The sequence below is a fragment of the Amycolatopsis sp. NPDC028719 genome (assembly GCF_055565395.1).
In genome coordinates this window covers 223,724-241,654 of the sequence record NZ_JBVHUL010000005.1, presented here as the reverse complement: position 1 = coordinate 241,654, position 17,931 = coordinate 223,724, and the positions used below count along the sequence as shown (strand labels likewise).

The following is a 17,931-nucleotide window of genomic DNA, read 5'->3' as shown; positions in this document are numbered from 1 at the left end:
AGATTCAGCCGAGGCGTTCGGCCAGGCCGTCCAGGGCCAGGCGGAGGCCGGTCGCGTAGTCGTCGTCGGCCAGGGCGTCGAGGCGGGCCCGCGCCAGCGCCAAATGCTCGCGCGCCACCTCCACGTCACCCAGTTTGCGGTAGTCCTCACCCAGGTTGAGGTGCAGTGACGGGTAGAAGCCGCGCGCGGTCGCCGAGTCGGTCATCGCGCCCGCCGCCGCCAGGGCGCGCAGGTCCCACTCCAGCTCCTCCGCCGGGTCGTCGCAGACGTCGGCCATGTGGTGCGCCAGCGCGACGCGGTGCAGCGGGTCGCCGTCCGGGCCGATCGACGCCCACAACGCCGTGAACGTCGCGTACGCGCCCGCGCGGTCGCCGCCGATGTGCTGACGCAGACCCGCGTCGATCGCCACCAGCACGTCGTCGGTCATGCCACTCCCTCGTCCGCCAGCGCCCGCAGCCGGGCCAGCCCCGGCCCGATCCGCTCGGCCGCGACCGCACCGTAGCCGAACACGAGCCCGTGCCGCCGCTCCCCCACGGCGAAGTCCCCCAGCGAGTACAACCGGACACCGGCGTGCCGGGCGCGGCGGACCAGGGCCGCAAGATCCGCCGGAGAAGTGGCGCTCAAGTGCAAGCCCGCGGAAGACGGCAACGGTGTCAAGAAATCGGCGAACGACGCGGCCAGCGAACCCGACAGCAGCTCGTGCCGCGCGCGGTAGACCTTCCGCATCCGCCGGACGTGCCGCGTGAAGCCGCCCTCGGCCATGAACGCCGCCAGCGCCGCCTGCTCGACGTTCGGCGCGTGCCAGTCGGTCAGGTACCGGGCCTTCACCAACGCCGGCACCAGCGACGGCGGCGCGATCAGGAAACCCAGCCGCAGCGCGGGCGAAAGCACCTTCGAGAACGAGCCGACGTACACGACCCGGCCCCGGGAATCCAAGCTGTGCAACGGTTCCAGGGGCCGTCCGGTGTAGCGGAACTCGGTGTCGTAGTCGTCTTCGACGAGGACGGCGTCGTTGCGCTCGGCCCAGTCCAGCAGCTCGAGACGCCGCTCCAGCGACATCGACAGCCCCAGCGGGTACTGGTGCGACGGCGTCACGTACACCAGCCGCGTCCCGGCCGGAATGGCCCGGACGACGATCCCGGACGCGTCCACCGGCACCGGCGCGACCCGCACGCCGCGCGCGGCCAGCACCAGCCGCGGCGGCGGGTAGCCGGGGTCCTCGACGGCGGCCACGTCACCCGCTCGCAGCAGCACGCGCCCGACCAGATCGGTCGTCTGCTGGGCCCCGGCGGTGACGACGACCTGGTCCGGGCTCGCCCGCACGTCCCGCGAGACCCCGACGTGCCGCGCGATCTCGGCGCGCAGCGCAGCGAGACCCTGCGGGTCGCCGTAGGTCATCAGGTCGGCCTGGCCCGCGCGCAGCCGCTGCGTGACGAGCCGGCGCCAGGTGTCGAACGGGAACCGCGTCAGGTCCGGGACGCCGGGCCGGAAGTCGAACTCCGGCGCCGGGGCGAACGGCGCGGGCGGCGACGGCACCGCGTCCCACTCCGGCAGCGGGCGGACCCCCGAAACCGAGGACGGCGCGGGACGGGTCACCGACGACGCCGTGACGAACGTGCCCGCGCCGACGCGCCCGGCGAGGAAGCCCTCGGCGGTGAGCCGGTCGTAGGCCGCGCTGACCGTCGTGCGGGAGACCGCCAGCCGCTGCGCGAGCTCCCGTGTCGGCGGCAGCGCTTCGCCGGGCCGGATCCGGCCGTCCAGGATCGCCGCGCGCAGCTGCCGGTAGATCGCGTCGCGGTGCCCGCGCGTCCCGGTCAGGTCGATGTGCACGTCCACCACTCAAGATTGGCACACCTGAAGTGGCACGGCTTTGGCACTGTTCGTGGTCCGCTGGCCCGCCTAGCGTCCGACGCATGGATCTCCGCGAACTCGACCGCCGCAGCCTGCTCGTCCTCGACAAGATCGTCGCCGCCGCCACGCCCGCCGACCTCGCCCGCCCGACGCCGTGTGCCGGCTGGACCCTCGCCGATCTCCTCCGCCACCAGGTCAGCGAGAACCACGCCTTCGCGACCGCGGCCCGCGAGGGTTCGGCGCCGGACTGGGACGCCGGCGACCTCGGCGACGACGCCCGCGCCGCGTACCGGGCGTCCGTCGACGACTTCCTGGCCGCCATGGCCGACGACGCCGTGCTGGACCGGCAGCTCACGATCAACCACTTCGGCACGTTCCCCGGCACGATCGCCGCGCACATGCACCTCGTCGACACCGTCGCGCACGGCTGGGACCTGGCCCGCGCGCTCGGCCTGCCCTACGAGCCGGACGCCGAAGCCGTGCACGCCGCGCTGCAGCTCGCCGAACGCATCCCGGACGAAGGCCGCGAGAAGAACGGCTCGTTCGCGCGCCGCGTCGAAACCGGAGCGGACGCGGGCGAGCTCGACCGGTTCCTCGCCCTGCTCGGCCGTGACCCGGCGTGGACCGTCAGCTGATCTCGGCGGGCGCGGCGCTCCACGTGTCGCACGCCTTCGTCGTCTTGACGTCGTAGCCGGCCTTCGCCCAGGACAGCTGGTGAGCGCGCGAGCCGTGGGTGTCGCTGTCGTTGGCGCGGCCGTAGTCGGCGACGGCGGCGTTCGCGAGCGACCGGCTGACCGAGCCCGAGCCGGCGACCGCCGCCAGGAACAGCGCGCCGAAGCAGTTCGCCTGCAGCTCGATCCGGCGGACGACCTCCTTGTCGGCCGCGCTGTCCTCGTCCGGCGAGGTCATCTTGTCGGCCGCCGCGGACAGGATGCCGCTTTCCCGCTGGACGTGGTGGCCGTACTCGTGGGCGATCGTCGCGATGTGCCGGGCCTTGTTGAGCCCGGCGTCCGACAGCATCCAGTCGGTCGGGGCGTAGATCGCGGTGTCGCCGCCGCAGTAGTAGGCGACGGCTTCGTTCTCCGTCGGCGCTTCGCCGCACGCGCTGTGCTCGGGCAGGGTCACCGAGACGGTCGCGGTCAGCGTGGGCTCGTTCGCCTTCTGCAGCGCCGGGCGCCAGGACTGCTCCAGGCAGTCGACGAGTGCCCCGTAGTAGGCCTTGAGCTGCGCGGCGGCCCGGCCGAGGCCGGGCAGGGAGCACGTGGCGGGCCCGGGGGTGATGGCGTCGGAGAGCAGCGGGTTGCGGGCGAGCTCCGGCACGGGCTTCCCGTCCGAACCGCCGCTGTACGCGCGGCCGGTGTCGGCGCCCTGCGCCACGACCGCGTGCCCGTCGACCCGGCGCGGGATGGTGGCCGCGATCAGCGAGATCGCCAGCACGACGATCATGACGCCGGCGACGGCGCCCCAGAGCCGGTTGCGTGGCGGGGCGATCGGCACGGGCGGCGCGGCGGCCCAGTTCGGCGCCCACGGGTTCGGCTCGGGCACCCACGCGGGTTCCGGTGACCGGGCCACCATCGGCGGCGGTGATGGCGGCCCGGAGTGCCCCGGCGGAGCCGGGCCGTCGGTGTCGGTCACGTTCTCCCCCTGCTCAGTGGCACCAGCATACGGACGCCCGAAGAGGGGTGGATCACGAAACGAAAACACCGCCCGGTGGCCATCAGGACCGCGAGCAGGCGAAACTATCGGAATGAGTGTCGAGGACCCGTACCTGTGGCTGGAAGACGTGACCGGCGATGACGCGCTCGGCTGGGTGCGCACCCGCAACGACGAGACGCTGGCCGAGCTGACCACCGGCGCCCGGTTCGCCGAGCTGCGTGCCGAGCTGCGCGAGGTGCTCGACGCCGACGACCGGATCCCGTACGTGCGCCGCCGCGGCGAGCTCCTCTACAACTTCTGGCAGGACGCGAGCCACCCCCGCGGCCTGTGGCGGCGCACGACGCTGGAGTCCTACCGGCGGGCCGAGCCCGAGTGGGAGCTGCTGATCGACGTCGACGCGCTGGCCGAGGCCGAGGGCGAGAACTGGGTCTGGCAGGGCGCCACCGTCCTGCGGCCGGGCTACCGGCGCGGCCTCGTCGAGCTGTCCCGCGGCGGCGCGGACGCCACGGTCGTGCGCGAGTTCGACCTCGACGCGCACGAGTTCATCGAGGGCGGCTTCACCGTGCCGGAGGCGAAGACCCGGATCGGCTGGATCGACGAAGACCGCGTCTACGTCGGCACCGACTTCGGCGAGGGCACGCTGACCAGCTCCGGGTATCCGCGGCTGGCCAAGGAGTGGCGCCGGGGCACGCCGATCGAGGCCGCGACGACGGTCTACGAGGGCAAGCCCGACGACGTCTCGATCGGCGCGTCCCACGACCCGACCGAAGGCTTCGAGCGCGACTTCGTCAGCCGCGCGATCGACTTCTACCGCTCCGAGCTGTACCTGCGGACGCCCGAAGCGCTGGTCAAGATCGACGTCCCGGACGACGCGAGCGCGTCCGTCCACCGCGAATGGCTGCTGGTGCGCCCGCGCACGGCGTGGACCGTCGAGGGCGCGGAGCACCCGGCGGGGTCGCTGATCGGCATCCGGTTCGACGACTTCATGGGCGGCGACCGGGCGTTCACCACGCTGTTCACCCCCGACGAGCACACCTCGCTCGACTACTGGGCCTGGACGCGCCACCACCTGCTGCTCGGCCTGCTGCGCGACGTCCGCACCGAGCTGCGCACGCTCACGCCGGGCCCGGACGGCTGGGCCGAGGAGCCCCTCTCCGGCGGGCCGGAGTTCGGCAGCGCGGACATCTTCGACACCGATCCCGACGTCAGCGACGAGTACCTGATCAACTCCAGCGGGTTCCTCCAGCCGTCGACGTTGAGCTACGGCCACGTCGGCGAAGAGGTCGAAGTGCTGAAACAAGCGCCGGCGTTCTTCGACGCTTCGGGCATGAGCGTCGCGCAGTACTTCGCGACGTCGGAGGACGGCACGAAGGTCCCGTACTTCGTCGTCCGGCCGTCCGGCGCCGAAGGCGGGCCGACGCTGCTGACCGGTTACGGCGGCTTCGAGGTCTCGCTGACGCCGTCCTACAGCGGGATGATCGGCCGCGGCTGGCTCGCGCGCGGCGGCACGTACGTCGTCGCGAACATCCGCGGCGGCGGCGAGTACGGGCCGAGCTGGCACACGCAGGCGATCAAGGCGCGCCGGCACCGCGTGTACGAGGACTTCGCCGCCGTAGCCGCGGACCTGGTCGAGCGCGGCATCACGACACCGGACAAGCTCGGCATCCAGGGCGGCAGCAACGGCGGCCTGCTGATGGGCGTCATGCTGACGCGCTACCCGGAGCGGTTCGGCGCGATCGTCAGCCAGGTGCCGCTGCTCGACATGCGCCGCTACCACCTGCTGCTGGCGGGCGCGTCGTGGATGGCCGAGTACGGCGACCCGGACGAAGGCGCGGAATGGGAGTACATCTCGAAGTACTCGCCGTACCAGAACGTCCACAGTGGACGCGCGTACCCGCCGTCGCTGTTCGTGACGTCGACGCGCGACGACCGCGTGCACCCCGCCCACGCCCGCAAGATGGTGGCGCGCATGCGTGAGCAGGGGCACGACGTCCGCTACCACGAAAACATCGAAGGCGGCCACGGCGCCGCGGCCGACAACGAGCAGCTGGCGTTCAAGTGGGCGCTGGTCTTCGAGTTTCTGTGGGAACAGCTCACGAAGTGACGCGGGCGAGCACGACGCCGCCGACGATCAGGGCCAGCGCGGCCATCCGGCCGACGCTCAGCGGGTCCTTGGTCACGACGACGCCGAGCACGATCGCGCCGACGGCGCCGATCCCGGTGAACACCGCGTAGGCGGTACCCACCGGGACGGTGTCCATCGCCCGCGAAAGCAGGTAGACGGCGGCGGCGCCGAGCACGAAGCACAACAGTGTCGGCCACGGCTTCGTGAAATTCTCCGTCGGTTTGATGCTCTGGGACCAGGCGATCTCGACGAGTCCGGCGAAGACGAGCGTCACCCAGCCCATCAGAGCGCCTTCAGGGCCGCTTCGCGCGAAGCGATCCGCTCGCCTTCGCGCGCGGCCAGGTGCGGGTCGACCAGCGCGTTGGTCAGCTCGGCGTGCACGAACCGGACGTCGTCGACGTCGTAGTGCCCGGCGATGAAGTCCCGCAGGTAGCGCTCGTGGTGGTCGAACGGCGCTCGCGGCGTCCCCGGCGCGTACGTCCCGCCGCGGGCGCCGGCGATGACGAAGGCCTTGCCGCGCAGGGACATCCGCGGGAACGTCACCTGGTCGATCCACGTCTTGAGCGCGGCCGGGATCGAGAAGTTGTACATCGGCGCGCCGATCAGGACGACGTCGGCCTCGAGCAGTTCGGCCAGCAGCGGTTCGACGATCGCCCAGGCCTGCTTTTGCGCAGGCGTTTCGACGACGTCGGCGTAGTGCGCGGGATCGGTGATCCCCGCGGTGAGCAGGGCGTCGCAGATCTCGGTCCACGCCTCGCCGATCACCGGAACCGGGTCGGCGGCGAGGTCGCGGTAGGTGCGGGTGCCGGTCCAGTTCGCGGCGTAGCGAGCGGACAGCTCGCGGGTGAACGACGTGCGGCGGGCACTGGAGTCGAGGTGCAGCAGGTGGCTCACGGTTCCTCCTCAAGTGGACACGATGTCCACTTGAGGTCAACTGGACGCCCCGTCCGCTTATTCCCTAGGCTGCCGCCATGCCCGAACGCGCCGACGCGGCCCGCAACCGCGCGAAGATCCTCGCGGCCGCCGACGAGCTGTTCACCGCCCACGGCGCGGCCGACGTGACGATGGAGGACATCGCCCGCGCGGCCGGCGTCGGCCGCGGCACGCTCTACCGCCGCTACCCGGACCGCGCGGCGATCGCCGTCGCTCTCCTGGACGAGCACGAACGCCGACTGCAGGAGTCCCTGCTGCGCGGCGACCCGCCACTGGGCCCGGGCGCCCCGCCGGCCGAGCGGCTGGCGGCGTTCTACGCGGCGATGGTGGACCTGCTGGAGCGGCACGCGCACCTGGTGCTGGGCACGGAGGTCGGTCACTCCCGCTTCACGACGGGCGCGTACGGCTTCTGGCGCACGCACGTCCGGATCCTGGCTTCAGGCACCCCTGACCCCGACGTGCTGGCCGACGTCCTGCTGGCACCCCTCGCGCCCGAGCTGTACCTGCACCAGCGGGCGCGGGGCGTGACGCCGGAGCGCATCACGGCGTCGCTGCGGGAGCTGGCCGGGCTTCTTTAGACGAGCCCGCGTGGCCGGGCCCGCTTCGGCGTGTACCTCGGCTTCGCTTTCGGTTCCTCACCGCGGATCAGCGCGAGGGCGGCTTCGAAGGCGGTGAGGACGTCGGCGACGAAGACGAGCCGTCCGACGCCGAGCCGGTGCAGCGCCGGCCCGTGGTCGGCGGCGACCGTCACCGCGACGCCGAGCAGCAGCACCCGCCAGGCCCCGAACACCGCGGCGCGCGCCGGCTTGGAAAAGCCCGCGAACCCGATCCGCAGCCGGTGGCAGTGGAAGGGCACGTGCCGTTCCTCGTCGGCGAGGATCCGGGCGGCGACCTGCGTGACGAGCGGGTCGCCGGCGCCGTCGCGCAGGGCGCGGTAGTACCGCAGCGCGACGACCTCGGCGATGAGCAGCACCATCAGTTCCAGCCGCAGCCCGAGCGCCCGCCGCAGCCGGACGAACACGGTGTCGGACCAGTGCGTCGCGATGGTGGGCACTTCAGCTGCTCGGAGGAGTTCGGCGAGCATCCGCGCGTGGTTCTGCTCCTCGGCGACGAACAGCTCGACGGCGGCGAGGTAGTCGCCGCCACCGGCCTTCGCGATGAGGTTGGCGCCGTCCCCGGCTTCGCCGACCTGGAACCGTTGCACGCTCTTGGCGACGTCGGGATGCAGCCGGGCCCCGCGCGCCCAGGGCGGGTCCTCGCGACGGCGTCGGCGTTCGGCTTCCTCTTCGAATTCCCGTAGCCAGTTCATCGGGCCCGATCCTGCCGTGCGGCCGTGGATTTCCCGAGCGGTTCCGGTGGAGATCCGGTGAAGGTCGACGGCTACCAAGTTAGGATGCTAGCATCCTGTCATGGCGGACAAGGACGTCAAGCAGTTCAACGTGTACCTCCCGGTCGACCTGATCCGGGAGGTCAAGCACCACGCCGTCGACACCGGGCAGTCGCTGTCGGCGCTGGTCACCGAGGCGCTTCGCCAATACCTCGCCACCGAAGGAGAAAAGTGATGACCACCAGCGGGATCGACGCCGTGTACCTCGAAACGCACAACTGGGGGAAGACGGCCAAGTTCTTCCAGGCCCTCGGCTACGAAATCGACTTCGCGACCGATCACAACTCGGGGCTGCTGCGCAACGGCGACGGGCCGTACCTGTTCATCGCCGAGGTCCCCGAAAGCCGGCCGACCGGGATGCGGCTCGTGCTCAAGACCCCCGGCGACGCGACGCCCGACGTCGAGGTCGTCTCCCCGTTCGAAGACACCCACTTCGGGACCCGCGAGATGACCGTCCGGGATCCGGACGGGCGGGAATGGATCCTCCAGGCCGGGAGCTGACGTGCGACGCTCGCTGGGGATGCTCGTCGTGATGATCGGCGTGCTCATCGCGGCCGTCGACGGCACCATCGTCGTGCTCGCGCTGCCCGCCATCCAGGACGACCTCGGCATCTCGCTCGCCGCGGTCACCTGGGTGGTCGTCGGCTACCTGCTGGTCGTCACGGTCCTCGCGACGCAGCTGGGGCGGCTCGGCGACCTCTTCGGCCGCGTGCGGATGTACCGGGCCGGGTTCGCGGTGTTCGTCGCCGGCTCGGTGCTGTGCGCGCTGGCCTGGGACGCGGCGACGATCATCGCGTTCCGGCTGCTGCAGGGCCTCGGCGCGGCACTCATCGCGGCCAACAGCGGCGCGATCATCTCCGAGCTGTACCCACCGGCCGAGCGCGGCCGCGCCTACGGCTTCAACGCCCTCGGCTACTCCGTCGGCTCGGTGGTCGGCGTACTGCTCGGCGGCGTCATCGTGACGTCGGTGTCGTGGCGCTGGATCTTCTGGATCAACCTGCCGATCGCGTGGCCGCGCTCGTGCTGGCCGGGCGCGTCCTGCACGACCGCGGCGGGCGGAACCGCCGCCGGCTGGACGTCGCCGGCATGGTCACCCTCGGCCTGGGCCTGTTCGGGATCTCGTGGGCGATGACGTCGCTGGCCGCGGAACCGCCGCGCTGGACGCACCTCGCCTACCTGACCGGCGGCCTGGTGCTGCTCGGCGTCTTCGTGGTCGTCGAGCTGCGGCACCCGGACCCGACGGTGGACCTGTCGCTGTTCCGGATCCCCGCGGTCGCGCCGTCGCTGCTGGCGTCGCTGCTGCAGGGGCTCGGCAGCTTCGCGGTGCTGTTCCTGGTGATCATGTACCTGCAGGGCCCGCGCGGCCTGAGCCCGATCGACGCGTCGCTGCTGCTCCTGCCGGGGTACGTGCTGGGCGCGGCGGCGGGGCCGTACGCGGGACGGCTCGCCGACCGCCTCGGCCCGGTGCTCCCCGCGACCGCCGGGCTGGGTCTTTCGGTCGTGGCACTCGTGCTCTTCGCCCGGATGACCACGACCAGCAGCCTGTGGCTGCCCGCGCTCGGCAATGTCGTGATCATGATCGGCGGCAGCTTCTTCTACCCCGCCAACAGTTCGGCGGTGATGAAGGCCTGCCCGCCCGAGCGGCTGGGGATCGCTTCGGGCGTGCTGCGGACGTTCGCGAGCATCGGCATGGTGTTCTCGTTCACCACGGCGATCCTGGTGGCGGCCCAGGCGATCCCGCGCGGCACGGCGTTCGCGATCTTCGTCGGCTCGGCGGCCCTGGACGGTCCACTCGCGACGGTGTTCACCGAAGGGCTGAGCACGGCCTTCTACACCTTGACGGTGATCATGCTCGCCGCCGCGGTCCTGTCCGCGATCCGCGGCCGCCGAGTGCCCGCCGCGGGCTGAAGCCTCAGCGCGGCGAGCAGGCCGCGATGCCGTCCAGCACGCAGCCCAGGCCGAACTCGAACACCTCCTCCGCGACGAACGTGATGTCGCCCCCCAGCGGGCCGCCGTGGCGGCGCAGCGAATTCGCTCCCAGCGCCGGGCGGCCGGGATCTCGCCGCTCAGCCACGGGTGCCGCAGCAGCGTCGCGCGGACCTGCCGGGCGACGCTCGCCAGGTCCGCGCGCCAGTCCCCGGTGAGTTCGGTGTCCTCGGCGCCCTTGACCTCGTCGATCATCAGGTCCAGCAGGTCGTCGCGGCTCGCGACCGCTACGACTCGGCCGCAGTGCTCGGCGCGCGGCCCGGACTGCCGTCCACCGAGGACGTCGTGCTCGACGGATCACCCGGGTCACGGCTCCCCCACGCCTGGCTCGCCGACAATCTGTCTACTTCGGACCTGGTCGGGCGGAAGCTCACACTGCTGACCGGGCCGGGCGGCGACTGGCCACGGACGGGTGATTTCGACGTCCACGTCGTCGAGGACGACGAAGGCTGCGCGCCACGGAGACCTCGGACGGCGGCGCGGTGCTGGTGCGCCCGGACCACTTCATCGCCTGGCGCGGACGGCCGGACGAGCTCGCCGGGGCGGTGGCGCGCGTCCTCGCCCGCTGACCGTTGTCCGCCGGCCGTCCGCGGAGGAAGGTGGACGCATGACGACCGCCGACGAGTTCCGGGCGCTGCACGAGCGGCCCGAGCCCTTCCTGCTGCCGAACCCGTGGGACGCCGGCACGGCCCGGCTGCTCGCCGGTCTCGGCTTCGACGCCCTGGCCACGACGAGCCTCGGCGTGGCCAACGCGGTGGGCCGGACCCGCGCGACCCGGGCGGAGGTCCTGACCAACGTCCGGGAGATCGCCGAGGCGACGCCCCTGCCGGTCAACGCCGATCTCGAGAACGGCTTCGCCGACGACCCGGCCGAAGCCGCGAAGATGATCGACGCGGCGGCCGACGCGGGCGCGGTGGGCGCGTCGATCGAGGACCAGTCGAGCGACCCGGACAGCCCGATCTACGACTTCGGCTTGGCGGTCGACCGGGTCCGCGCGGCGGTGGAGACGGCCCGGGCGCGCTCGGTGGTGCTGACGGCCCGCACCGAGAACCAGCTGTGGGGCGCGTACGACTTCGCCGACACGATCAAGCGCCTGCAGGCATTCGGCGAAGCGGGCGCCGACGTGCTGTACGCGCCGGGGTTGCGGACGCTCGACGAGATGCGCGCGGTGGTGTCGTCGGTGGACAAGCCGGTCAACGTCGTGATGGGGTTCGCGGACCCGGCGATCACCCTCGAGCAGCTGGCCGCGATCGGCGTCCGCCGCGTCAGCATCGGCGCGGCGCTGTCCCGGCTCGCGTTGAAGTCCTTCATGGACGGTGCTCGGGAGATGCGCGCGGGCCGGTTCGGCTTCGTCGGCGACCTGCCGCCGGTTTCCGATCTGCAGCAGGCGTTCGGCTGACCCGGGTGGCACGCACCCGGGTCAGCCTCGGCCGTCAGCTACACCCGGACGTCGCGCCGCAGCCCTCGCACGCGTAGCACGAGCCTGCCGGGCGCATCTTCGTTCCGCACGTCATGCACAGCGGGGCGTCCGCCGCCTTGCCGAGGCGCAGCTCCATCAGCTCCGTCGTCGTCTGGGCTTCGCGGTGCGGGTGCTCCGGTTCGTCCGCGTGCGGCTCGGGCGAGGAGTCCACCGTGGAGCTCAGCGCTTCGAGGTCGACGCCCGCGCCGCCGCCGTAGGTGGCCTCCACCTCCGCCGAGCGCTCGTCCGCGGACAGGATGCCCAGCTGCGAACGCTTCTCGTACGGCAGGTAGTCCAGCGCCAGGCGGCGGAACAGGTAGTCCATCACGCTCGTCGCGATCCGGATGTCCGGGTCGTCGGTCATGCCCGCCGGCTCGAAGCGCAGGTTCGAGAACTTCGAGACGTAGAACTCGAGCGGGATGCCGTGCTGCAGGCCGACCGAGATCGACATCGAGAACGCGTCCATCACGCCGGCCAGGGTCGAGCCCTGCTTGCCCAGCTTGACGAAGATCTCGCCGAGGCCGTCGTCCGGGTACGAACCCGCCGTCAGGTAGCCCTCCGCGCCGCCGACGGTGAACGACACCGTCTGGCTCGGGCGCTTCTTCGGCAGGCGCTTGCGCACCGGCCGGTACTCGACGACCTTCTCCGGCTCCGCCACGGCCTTGTCCTTCTTGGCCGTCGACAGCGGCTGGCCGACCTTGCAGTTGTCGCGGTAGATCGCGAGGGCCTTGAGCCCGAGCTTCCAGCCCTGGAAGTAGATCTCCTCGACCTCTTCGACCGTCGCCGACTCCGGCATGTTGACCGTCTTCGAGATGGCACCGGAGAGGAACGGCTGCACCGCGGCCATCATCCGGACGTGGCCCATCGGCGCGATCGAGCGTTCGCCGACCGCACAGTCGAACACCTCGTAGTGCTCGGGACGCAGCCCCGGCGCGTCGACGACGTGGCCGTTCTGCGCCACGTACTCGACGATCGCCTCGACCTGCTCATCCTGGTAGCCGAGCGCGGTCAGCGCGCGCGGCACCGTCTGGTTGACGATCTGCATCGAGCCGCCGCCGACGAGCTTCTTGAACTTCACCAGCGAGAAGTCCGGCTCGATCCCGGTGGTGTCGCAGTCCATCATGAAGCCGATGGTGCCGGTGGGCGCGAGCACCGACGCCTGCGCGTTGCGCCAGCCGTGCTTCGCGCCGATGTCGATGCCCTTCTTCCACTCCTCCGTCGCCAGCGCGCGGACCGCGGCGTCGTTGGCGTGGTAGGTGCGGACGAGCTCGTTCGCCGCCGCGTGCTTGCGCATCACGCGCTGGTGCGATTCGGCGTTGCGCGCGTAGCCCTCGTACGCGCCGACCGCCTGGGCCATCTCGGCCGAACGCCGGTACGACACACCGGTCATCAGCGACGTGATCGCCGCCGCGAGCGCGCGGCCACCGTCGGAGTCGTACGCGTGGCCCAGCGCCATCAGCAGCGCGCCCAGGTTCGCGTAGCCGATGCCGAGCTGGCGGAACTTCCGCGTCGTGTCGGCGATCGGCTCGGTCGGGAAGTCCGCGAAGCAGATCGAGACGTCCATCGCCGTGATCACGAACTCGACGGCGCGCGCGAACAGCGGCGCGTCGAACGTGCCCTCGGGCGTGACGAACTTGAGCAGGTTCAGCGAGGCGAGGTTGCAGCTCGAGTTGTCGAGGTGCATGTACTCGCTGCACGGGTTCGACGCGGTGATCCGGCCGGACTCCGGGCAGGTGTGCCAGTCGTTGATCGTGCCGTCGTACTGGATGCCGGGGTCGGCGCACTCCCACGCGGCCTGGGCGACGCTGCGGAACAGCTTCTTCGCGTCGGTCCGCTCGATCACCTCGCCGGTGAGCCGGGCGCGCAGGCCGAACTCGGTGCCGTTCTCGACCGCCTGCATGAACTCGTCGGACACGCGGACCGAGTTGTTCGCGTTCTGGTACTGCACCGAGGAGATGTCCGCGCCGGAGAGGTCCATGTCGAACCCGGCGTCGCGCAGGACCTTGATCTTCTCCTCTTCGCGCGCCTTCGTCTGGACGAACTCCTCGATGTCCGGGTGGTCGATGTCGAGCACGACCATCTTCGCCGCGCGCCGGGTGGCGCCACCGGACTTGATGGTGCCCGCGGACGCGTCGGCGCCGCGCATGAACGAGACCGGGCCGGACGCGGTGCCACCGGAGGTCAGCAGCTCCTTCGAGGAGCGGATGCGGGAGAGGTTCAGGCCGGCGCCGGAGCCGCCCTTGAAGATCAGGCCCTCTTCGCGGTACCAGTTGAGGATCGACTCCATCGTGTCGTCGACGGCGAGGATGAAGCACGCCGAGACTTGCTGTTTGGACGACGTTCCGACGTTGAACCAGACCGGGGAGTTGAAGCTGAAGACCTGGTGCAGCAGCATCCAGGTGAGCTCGTGCTCGAAGATCTCGAGGTCCTGCGGTGTGGCGAAGTAGCCGTGGTCGCCCGCGGCCTTGACGTAGGTCTTCACCACTCGGTCGATCAGCTGCTTGAGGCTGCGCTCGCGCTGCGGGCTGCCGACGGCGCCGCGGAAGTACTTGCTGGTGACGATGTTGGTGGCGTTGACCGACCAGGACGACGGGAACTCCACGCCGCGCTGTTCGAAGTTGACCGAGCCGTCGCGCCAGTTCGTCATCACGACGTCGCGCTGTTCCCAGGTCACCTGGTCGTAAGGGTGCTTCCCCTCGGTGGTGAAGACGCGCTTCACGCTCAGCCCGCCGGCCGCCTTGCTCTTCTTGCCGGCGGCCGTGCCGGCCCCGGTTCCCACGGTTTCGGTCATCGGTCGAACCCTCACTCCCGCAGCGGGACGGTCAATCGCCGTCTTCGCGCTGATCGCTGTCCTCCGGGGCAGCAGAACCCGCCATGGCCTCACGAAGATCGGCTATCTCCTTCTCGAAGTCTTCGACCGAGGAGAAGGAGCGGTAGACACTGGCGAACCGGAGGTAGGCGACCCCGTCGAGCTCACGCAGCGGGCCCAGGATGGCCAGGCCGACCTCGTGACTCGGGATCTCCGCCAAGCCGGCGGAGCGGATCGACTCCTCCACGCGCTGCGCGAGCTGCTGCAGCGCGTCGTCGTCGACCGGCCTGCCCTGGCAGGCGCGGCGGACGCCGCTCACGACCTTGTCCCGGCTGAACTGTTCGGTGACCCCGGACCGCTTGACGACGGCGAGCACCATCGTCTCCGACGTCGTGAACCGCCGTCCGCAGGACGCGCACGAGCGCCGCCTGCGGATCGCCTGGCCTTCATCCACCTCTCGGGAGTCGACGACCCGGGAGTCCGCATGCCGGCAGAACGGGCACCTCATCCGCCGATCACCTTCCCCTCATCGCCGGCCGCCCCGGTCGACGTCCCCGCGGCCACCATGCACCCCTGCACCTGGTGATCGTTTTGTGGACATCCGGTGGGTAAACGCCGACCAGCTGTGGACAACTGCTGCCCAGTCTACCCCAACCTGTGGACCAACTACAGCGGTGTAACTACTACATATAGCGGGCGAGCGTAGAACTCGAAGGGGGCGGGCGCAAGCGGCACGGCCGGTGCGGGACCCGCCCGGGTGAGGTCCGGGCGGCCGGCACGCGAAGGCCGGGCCGCGCTCCGCCCGGGGCCGGACCGCCGCGGCGCGGCAGCCGGGGCGGCGTCACCCTGGTGGAGCAGTGCCGAGCACCGCGGGGACCGGCGCGCGAGCGCGGCGGGACACCGCTTCCCGGGCGATCGGCGGTTTCACCGGAGCGGGTGATTTTCGCCGGGACGTCATCGGCGAGGCGGCGTCACGGCGCGGGAACGGCGTCGGCGACCGGGACCGTGAGCGGCAGTCCGGCCACCAGGACGGCCTCGTCCAGGCGGTTGAGCTCCTTGATCCGGGCGACGACCGCGCTCGCGTCGCTGTCCGGCGCGAACCGCGCGGCCAGCGAAGAAAGGGTGTCGCCCTGGCCGACCGACACCGTCGCGGTCCGCTCCGGGACCGGGGCGTTCGCGGCGGCGCCGCCGCCGAAGAGTCCCAGCCCGGTGACCACGAGGCAGCTCGCGACGGCGAGCGCGGCCAGCCACGGCCACCGCACCGGCACCCGGCGGGGCGCCGCGCACGGGGCACCGGCCGGACGGCGGCCCGCGACGACCCGCGCACGGGTCGGCGGGCGCTGGACCTCGCCGCGGCGCCCGCGCAGGACGCGGACGGGCCGGGGTGGCGCCGGGACCGGGGTCGCCGGGCGGGCGTGCCCGCGTTCGGCCAGAATGGACATCCGAACCTCCTCGAAACCCTGGTGTCCGCCCGTTTTCCGGGGCCGGTGCCGGCCCGTGGATCAAGGTCGAACAGGCGTTCTATCGAACGCCCGTGCGAAGGTCTACCACCTACCACCGACAAAATCGAGCGGACACGGCGTGTCGATCGAACAGATGTTTGAAATCGTCGTGCCCGGGGGCTAACGTCGGTGACCAGGGCATCTGCCGGGCAGATGCCGCCGGCGAGGCTGCCCGCACCCGCGGGCGGCGGCCGGCGTGCGATACGTGCAGGAACGTCTGGGAGGCGACGCAGTGGCGAAGGAGAACAAGGCGGGCAGGACCAGTGGGTCCCCCGGAGGCGGTGTGCACTCCATGCCGGAGGTGTACGACGTCGACGAGACCCTCACCGTCCGCCAGCAGCAGGTGCTCGACGTGATCCGCTCGTGGGTGAGCCGGTTCGGCTACCCGCCGAGCGTCCGCGAAATCGGCGAGGCGGTCGGGCTGACGTCGACGTCGTCGGTCTCGCACCAGCTGCGAGCCCTGCAGCGCAAGGGTTACCTGCGCCGGGACGCGAACCGTCCCCGCGCGGTCGGTGTGCTCTCGGCGACCGACGACAACCCCATGGGCATCGAGATGGACCAGCAGCCGGTCATGCCGAAGGCGGCGTACGTGCCGCTGGTCGGCCGGATCGCCGCGGGTGGCCCGGTGCTGGCCGAGCAGGCCATCGAGGACGTGTTCCCGCTACCGCGGGAGATCGTCGGCGAGGGCGAGCTGTTCCTGCTGAAGGTCACCGGTGACTCGATGATCGACGCGGCCATCACCGACGGCGACTGGGTCGTGGTCCGGCAGCAGCCGGACGCGGACAACGGCGAGATCGTCGCGGCGATGATCGACGGCGAAGCGACGGTCAAGACGTTCAAGCGCAAGGGCGGCCACATCTGGCTGATGCCGCACAACGAGGCGTACGACCCGATCCCCGGCGACGACGCGACGGTGCTCGGCAAGGTCGTGGCGGTCCTGCGACGTCTTTGAGGGGTGTCTCGCGGGCTATCGCACGGCCTGAGAGGTTCACCGGATCGGATGATCTTCGGCCGTGGGGAGCCGAGATCGGGAGCCAACCCGGCCGCGGTGCGGTGGGTGGACAGGAAGCCCGGCCCTGTCCGCCGCCGCGCCGGTCGAGGTTTCCTTCGCGCGGTGCGCAGGACTGCGCGGCCTGAGCGGCCGCGCCCCGCACCGCGCGAAGGACGGCCACCCCCGCCGGAACCGGTGACTCGTCAGCCTCGGCGGCGGCGCAGCCTGCTGAACCCGAACCAGCCGAGCCCCACCACGGCGACCGCGATGCCCGCCGCCGGCAGGACCGGCACTCCCCCGTCGTCGGACGATCCCCCGCCGCCGTTCGCGGTCGAAGCGGACTTTCCGTCCGTCGAAGCCGCGGCCGACTGGGCCGCCGACGCCGCCGCTCCGGGCACCGCGCGGATCGGCTCGCCGACCCCTTCACTGCCCGACAACAAAGTCCCGTCGGGGTCGAACGCGATCGCTTCGCCCTGCTTCTCCCCCGGCAACGGGATCCGCATCGGCGTCCGCTGCAACGCCGCCGGCACATCGCCGTCCGGGGCCGCGTACAAGTAAGCGTCGGTGTAGGTCCGCAGGGCCACCACGGTTCCGTCCGCCGACGTCGCGCCGCCCGTCACGAGCACCGAGCCGAACGAGCCCACCGGGCCGCCCTGGGTGTCGGTCTGCGGGATCTTCACCGTGCCGACCTTCTCCAGGTTGGTCGGCCCGGGGCTGGCCAGCGGTCCCTGGGGCCGGTACACGCGGGCCTCGCCGAGGATGTCCTTGGTGATCAGGTACGGCGTCCCCGCTTTGTCCACGATCAGCGCTTCGGTGTCGTGCTGGCCGTCCGGGTACGTGAGCCGGTGCAGCGTGAGCTTGCCCTGGGGACTCATCTCCAGCAGGGCGACCGTCAGCCGGCCCTTCTTGTTGTCCCCGGTGTCGGACAGCCACAGCCGGCCGTCCGGGGTCCGGGCCAGGTCCTCGACGTCGAAGGGGTCGGTCTTGTCGGTGAAGACCTTCTGGACCTTGCAGTCCCGCCCCAGCACGAACACCTGGACCTTGGTGCCGCCGTCGTTGATCGCGTAGAGCTTCGATCCGTCGGAGGCCAGGCCGGACAGCTCGCCGATCCGCGAGTCCTTCATCGCGCACAGCGGCTCCGGAGCGGCCGGAGCCGCGGAAGCCGGAACCGGCCCACCGAGCACGCCCAAAGACACTGCCGCAAACGCGACCACCCAGCGCACCCAGCCACC

The 17,931-nt window shown here is 71.5% G+C and carries 21 protein-coding genes; 10 read left to right on the top strand and 11 right to left on the bottom strand.

What is annotated here, in order from left to right; translation table 11 throughout:
* Nucleotides 1-4: 4 nt before the first annotated feature.
* Nucleotides 5-427, bottom strand: a complete 423-nt coding sequence (locus ACZ4TR_RS24425; protein WP_465289166.1) for a hypothetical protein — start codon at nucleotides 425-427, stop codon at nucleotides 5-7.
* On the bottom strand, nucleotides 424-1,836 hold the full coding sequence (gene pdxR, locus ACZ4TR_RS24420; RefSeq protein ID WP_465289165.1) for a MocR-like pyridoxine biosynthesis transcription factor PdxR: 1,413 nt from the start codon (nucleotides 1,834-1,836) through the stop codon (nucleotides 424-426). Before pdxR ends, ACZ4TR_RS24425 begins: the two co-directional genes overlap by 4 nt.
* A 77-nt stretch (nucleotides 1,837-1,913) precedes the next feature.
* On the opposite strand from pdxR, the gene ACZ4TR_RS24415 reads away from it, so the two are divergent.
* Nucleotides 1,914-2,486 carry a TIGR03086 family metal-binding protein gene (locus ACZ4TR_RS24415; RefSeq protein WP_465289164.1) on the top strand — a complete coding sequence of 191 codons (573 nt, stop codon included), beginning with the start codon at nucleotides 1,914-1,916 and terminating at the stop codon, nucleotides 2,484-2,486.
* Here the strand turns inward: ACZ4TR_RS24415 and ACZ4TR_RS24410 are convergent.
* Nucleotides 2,479-3,426, bottom strand: coding sequence for a neutral zinc metallopeptidase (locus tag ACZ4TR_RS24410; protein ID WP_465289747.1), 948 nt, complete (start codon nucleotides 3,424-3,426; stop codon nucleotides 2,479-2,481). The two genes, ACZ4TR_RS24415 and ACZ4TR_RS24410, sit on opposite strands and share 8 nt — an antisense overlap.
* A gap of 172 nt (nucleotides 3,427-3,598) precedes the next feature.
* Here ACZ4TR_RS24410 and ACZ4TR_RS24405 point away from each other — a divergent pair, with 172 nt between their 5' ends.
* Nucleotides 3,599-5,611 carry a prolyl oligopeptidase family serine peptidase gene (locus tag ACZ4TR_RS24405; RefSeq protein WP_465289163.1) on the top strand — a complete coding sequence of 671 codons (2,013 nt, stop codon included), beginning with the start codon at nucleotides 3,599-3,601 and terminating at the stop codon, nucleotides 5,609-5,611.
* On the opposite strand, the gene ACZ4TR_RS24400 is transcribed toward ACZ4TR_RS24405, so the two are convergent.
* Both ACZ4TR_RS24400 and ACZ4TR_RS24395 read right to left on the bottom strand, forming a co-directional pair.
* Entirely contained in the window at nucleotides 5,601-5,915 is a 315-nt protein-coding gene (locus ACZ4TR_RS24400; RefSeq protein WP_465289162.1) for a DMT family transporter, read from the bottom strand. The genes ACZ4TR_RS24405 and ACZ4TR_RS24400 overlap by 11 nt on opposite strands.
* Nucleotides 5,915-6,526: an FMN-dependent NADH-azoreductase gene (locus tag ACZ4TR_RS24395; RefSeq protein WP_465289161.1), complete on the bottom strand. Its 612-nt coding sequence runs from the start codon at nucleotides 6,524-6,526 to the stop codon at nucleotides 5,915-5,917. The genes ACZ4TR_RS24400 and ACZ4TR_RS24395 overlap by 1 nt, the downstream gene beginning before the upstream one ends.
* Nucleotides 6,527-6,603: 77 nt before the next feature.
* On the opposite strand from ACZ4TR_RS24395, the gene ACZ4TR_RS24390 reads away from it, so the two are divergent.
* On the top strand, nucleotides 6,604-7,143 hold the full coding sequence (locus ACZ4TR_RS24390; RefSeq protein ID WP_364521189.1) for a TetR/AcrR family transcriptional regulator: 540 nt from the start codon (nucleotides 6,604-6,606) through the stop codon (nucleotides 7,141-7,143).
* Here the strand turns inward: ACZ4TR_RS24390 and ACZ4TR_RS24385 are convergent.
* Nucleotides 7,140-7,874 (bottom strand): ferritin-like domain-containing protein, encoded by a 735-nt coding sequence (locus ACZ4TR_RS24385; RefSeq protein WP_465289160.1) that lies wholly within the window; start codon nucleotides 7,872-7,874, stop codon nucleotides 7,140-7,142. The two genes, ACZ4TR_RS24390 and ACZ4TR_RS24385, sit on opposite strands and share 4 nt — an antisense overlap.
* A gap of 100 nt (nucleotides 7,875-7,974) precedes the next feature.
* On the opposite strand from ACZ4TR_RS24385, the gene ACZ4TR_RS24380 reads away from it, so the two are divergent.
* From ACZ4TR_RS24380 to ACZ4TR_RS24365, 4 genes are read left to right on the top strand one after another with little or no spacing between them, the layout of a single operon-like run.
* Nucleotides 7,975-8,127, top strand: coding sequence for a ribbon-helix-helix domain-containing protein (locus tag ACZ4TR_RS24380; RefSeq protein WP_465289159.1), 153 nt, complete (start codon nucleotides 7,975-7,977; stop codon nucleotides 8,125-8,127).
* Nucleotides 8,127-8,453, top strand: a complete 327-nt coding sequence (locus ACZ4TR_RS24375) for a VOC family protein (protein WP_465289158.1) — start codon at nucleotides 8,127-8,129, stop codon at nucleotides 8,451-8,453. Before ACZ4TR_RS24380 ends, ACZ4TR_RS24375 begins: the two co-directional genes overlap by 1 nt.
* 1 nt (nucleotide 8,454) lies before the next feature.
* Nucleotides 8,455-9,084, top strand: coding sequence for an MFS transporter (locus ACZ4TR_RS24370; RefSeq protein WP_465289157.1), 630 nt, complete (start codon nucleotides 8,455-8,457; stop codon nucleotides 9,082-9,084).
* The gene (locus tag ACZ4TR_RS24365; protein ID WP_465289745.1) at nucleotides 9,039-9,860 is read left to right on the top strand and encodes an MFS transporter; all 822 of its coding nucleotides are present in this window, start codon (nucleotides 9,039-9,041) and stop codon (nucleotides 9,858-9,860) included. Before ACZ4TR_RS24370 ends, ACZ4TR_RS24365 begins: the two co-directional genes overlap by 46 nt.
* 4 nt (nucleotides 9,861-9,864) lie before the next feature.
* Here the strand turns inward: ACZ4TR_RS24365 and ACZ4TR_RS24360 are convergent, their stop codons facing one another.
* Complete coding sequence (locus ACZ4TR_RS24360) at nucleotides 9,865-10,026, bottom strand: hypothetical protein (protein ID WP_465289156.1); 162 nt, start codon at nucleotides 10,024-10,026, stop codon at nucleotides 9,865-9,867.
* Nucleotides 10,027-10,387: 361 nt separating this feature from the next.
* Between ACZ4TR_RS24360 and ACZ4TR_RS24355 the strand changes: the two genes are divergently transcribed.
* Nucleotides 10,388-10,507 (top strand): aromatic-ring hydroxylase C-terminal domain-containing protein, encoded by a 120-nt coding sequence (locus ACZ4TR_RS24355; protein ID WP_465289743.1) that lies wholly within the window; start codon nucleotides 10,388-10,390, stop codon nucleotides 10,505-10,507.
* Nucleotides 10,508-10,545: 38 nt separating this feature from the next.
* Nucleotides 10,546-11,337, top strand: coding sequence for an isocitrate lyase/PEP mutase family protein (locus ACZ4TR_RS24350; RefSeq protein WP_465289155.1), 792 nt, complete (start codon nucleotides 10,546-10,548; stop codon nucleotides 11,335-11,337).
* Between the two features lie 34 nt (nucleotides 11,338-11,371).
* Here ACZ4TR_RS24350 and ACZ4TR_RS24345 read toward each other — a convergent pair whose 3' ends face one another.
* The 3 genes from ACZ4TR_RS24345 to ACZ4TR_RS24335 all read right to left on the bottom strand — a co-directional run bounded on the left by ACZ4TR_RS24345 (nucleotide 11,372) and on the right by ACZ4TR_RS24335 (nucleotide 15,648).
* Nucleotides 11,372-14,188 carry a vitamin B12-dependent ribonucleotide reductase gene (locus ACZ4TR_RS24345; RefSeq protein ID WP_465289154.1) on the bottom strand — a complete coding sequence of 939 codons (2,817 nt, stop codon included), beginning with the start codon at nucleotides 14,186-14,188 and terminating at the stop codon, nucleotides 11,372-11,374.
* Nucleotides 14,189-14,219: 31 nt separating this feature from the next.
* Nucleotides 14,220-14,714: a transcriptional regulator NrdR gene (nrdR, locus tag ACZ4TR_RS24340; RefSeq protein ID WP_465289153.1), complete on the bottom strand. Its 495-nt coding sequence runs from the start codon at nucleotides 14,712-14,714 to the stop codon at nucleotides 14,220-14,222.
* Between the two features lie 463 nt (nucleotides 14,715-15,177).
* Complete coding sequence (locus ACZ4TR_RS24335; protein WP_465289152.1) at nucleotides 15,178-15,648, bottom strand: LysM peptidoglycan-binding domain-containing protein; 471 nt, start codon at nucleotides 15,646-15,648, stop codon at nucleotides 15,178-15,180.
* Nucleotides 15,649-16,000: 352 nt separating this feature from the next.
* On the opposite strand from ACZ4TR_RS24335, the gene lexA reads away from it, so the two are divergent.
* Nucleotides 16,001-16,660: a transcriptional repressor LexA gene (gene lexA / locus ACZ4TR_RS24330; RefSeq protein WP_285483414.1), complete on the top strand. Its 660-nt coding sequence runs from the start codon at nucleotides 16,001-16,003 to the stop codon at nucleotides 16,658-16,660.
* Between the two features lie 242 nt (nucleotides 16,661-16,902).
* On the opposite strand, the gene ACZ4TR_RS24325 is transcribed toward lexA, so the two are convergent.
* Nucleotides 16,903-17,922, bottom strand: a complete 1,020-nt coding sequence (locus ACZ4TR_RS24325) for a hypothetical protein (protein WP_465289151.1) — start codon at nucleotides 17,920-17,922, stop codon at nucleotides 16,903-16,905.
* Nucleotides 17,923-17,931 lie beyond the last annotated feature (9 nt).

Coding starts and splice junctions, on each gene's coding strand:
- ACZ4TR_RS24365 (WP_465289745.1), top strand. CDS start 9,039: ATGGTCACCCTCGGCCTGGGCCTGTTCGGGATCTCGTGGGCGATGACG.
- ACZ4TR_RS24380 (WP_465289159.1), top strand. CDS start 7,975: ATGGCGGACAAGGACGTCAAGCAGTTCAACGTGTACCTCCCGGTCGAC.
- ACZ4TR_RS24390 (WP_364521189.1), top strand. CDS start 6,604: ATGCCCGAACGCGCCGACGCGGCCCGCAACCGCGCGAAGATCCTCGCG.
- ACZ4TR_RS24350 (WP_465289155.1), top strand. CDS start 10,546: ATGACGACCGCCGACGAGTTCCGGGCGCTGCACGAGCGGCCCGAGCCC.
- ACZ4TR_RS24415 (WP_465289164.1), top strand. CDS start 1,914: ATGGATCTCCGCGAACTCGACCGCCGCAGCCTGCTCGTCCTCGACAAG.
- ACZ4TR_RS24375 (WP_465289158.1), top strand. CDS start 8,127: ATGACCACCAGCGGGATCGACGCCGTGTACCTCGAAACGCACAACTGG.
- ACZ4TR_RS24425 (WP_465289166.1), bottom strand. CDS start 427: ATGACCGACGACGTGCTGGTGGCGATCGACGCGGGTCTGCGTCAGCAC.
- ACZ4TR_RS24385 (WP_465289160.1), bottom strand. CDS start 7,874: ATGAACTGGCTACGGGAATTCGAAGAGGAAGCCGAACGCCGACGCCGT.
- ACZ4TR_RS24335 (WP_465289152.1), bottom strand. CDS start 15,648: ATGTCCATTCTGGCCGAACGCGGGCACGCCCGCCCGGCGACCCCGGTC.
- nrdR (WP_465289153.1), bottom strand. CDS start 14,714: ATGAGGTGCCCGTTCTGCCGGCATGCGGACTCCCGGGTCGTCGACTCC.
- ACZ4TR_RS24400 (WP_465289162.1), bottom strand. CDS start 5,915: ATGGGCTGGGTGACGCTCGTCTTCGCCGGACTCGTCGAGATCGCCTGG.
- ACZ4TR_RS24405 (WP_465289163.1), top strand. CDS start 3,599: ATGAGTGTCGAGGACCCGTACCTGTGGCTGGAAGACGTGACCGGCGAT.
- ACZ4TR_RS24345 (WP_465289154.1), bottom strand. CDS start 14,188: ATGACCGAAACCGTGGGAACCGGGGCCGGCACGGCCGCCGGCAAGAAG.
- lexA (WP_285483414.1), top strand. CDS start 16,001: ATGCCGGAGGTGTACGACGTCGACGAGACCCTCACCGTCCGCCAGCAG.
- ACZ4TR_RS24410 (WP_465289747.1), bottom strand. CDS start 3,426: ATGGTGGCCCGGTCACCGGAACCCGCGTGGGTGCCCGAGCCGAACCCG.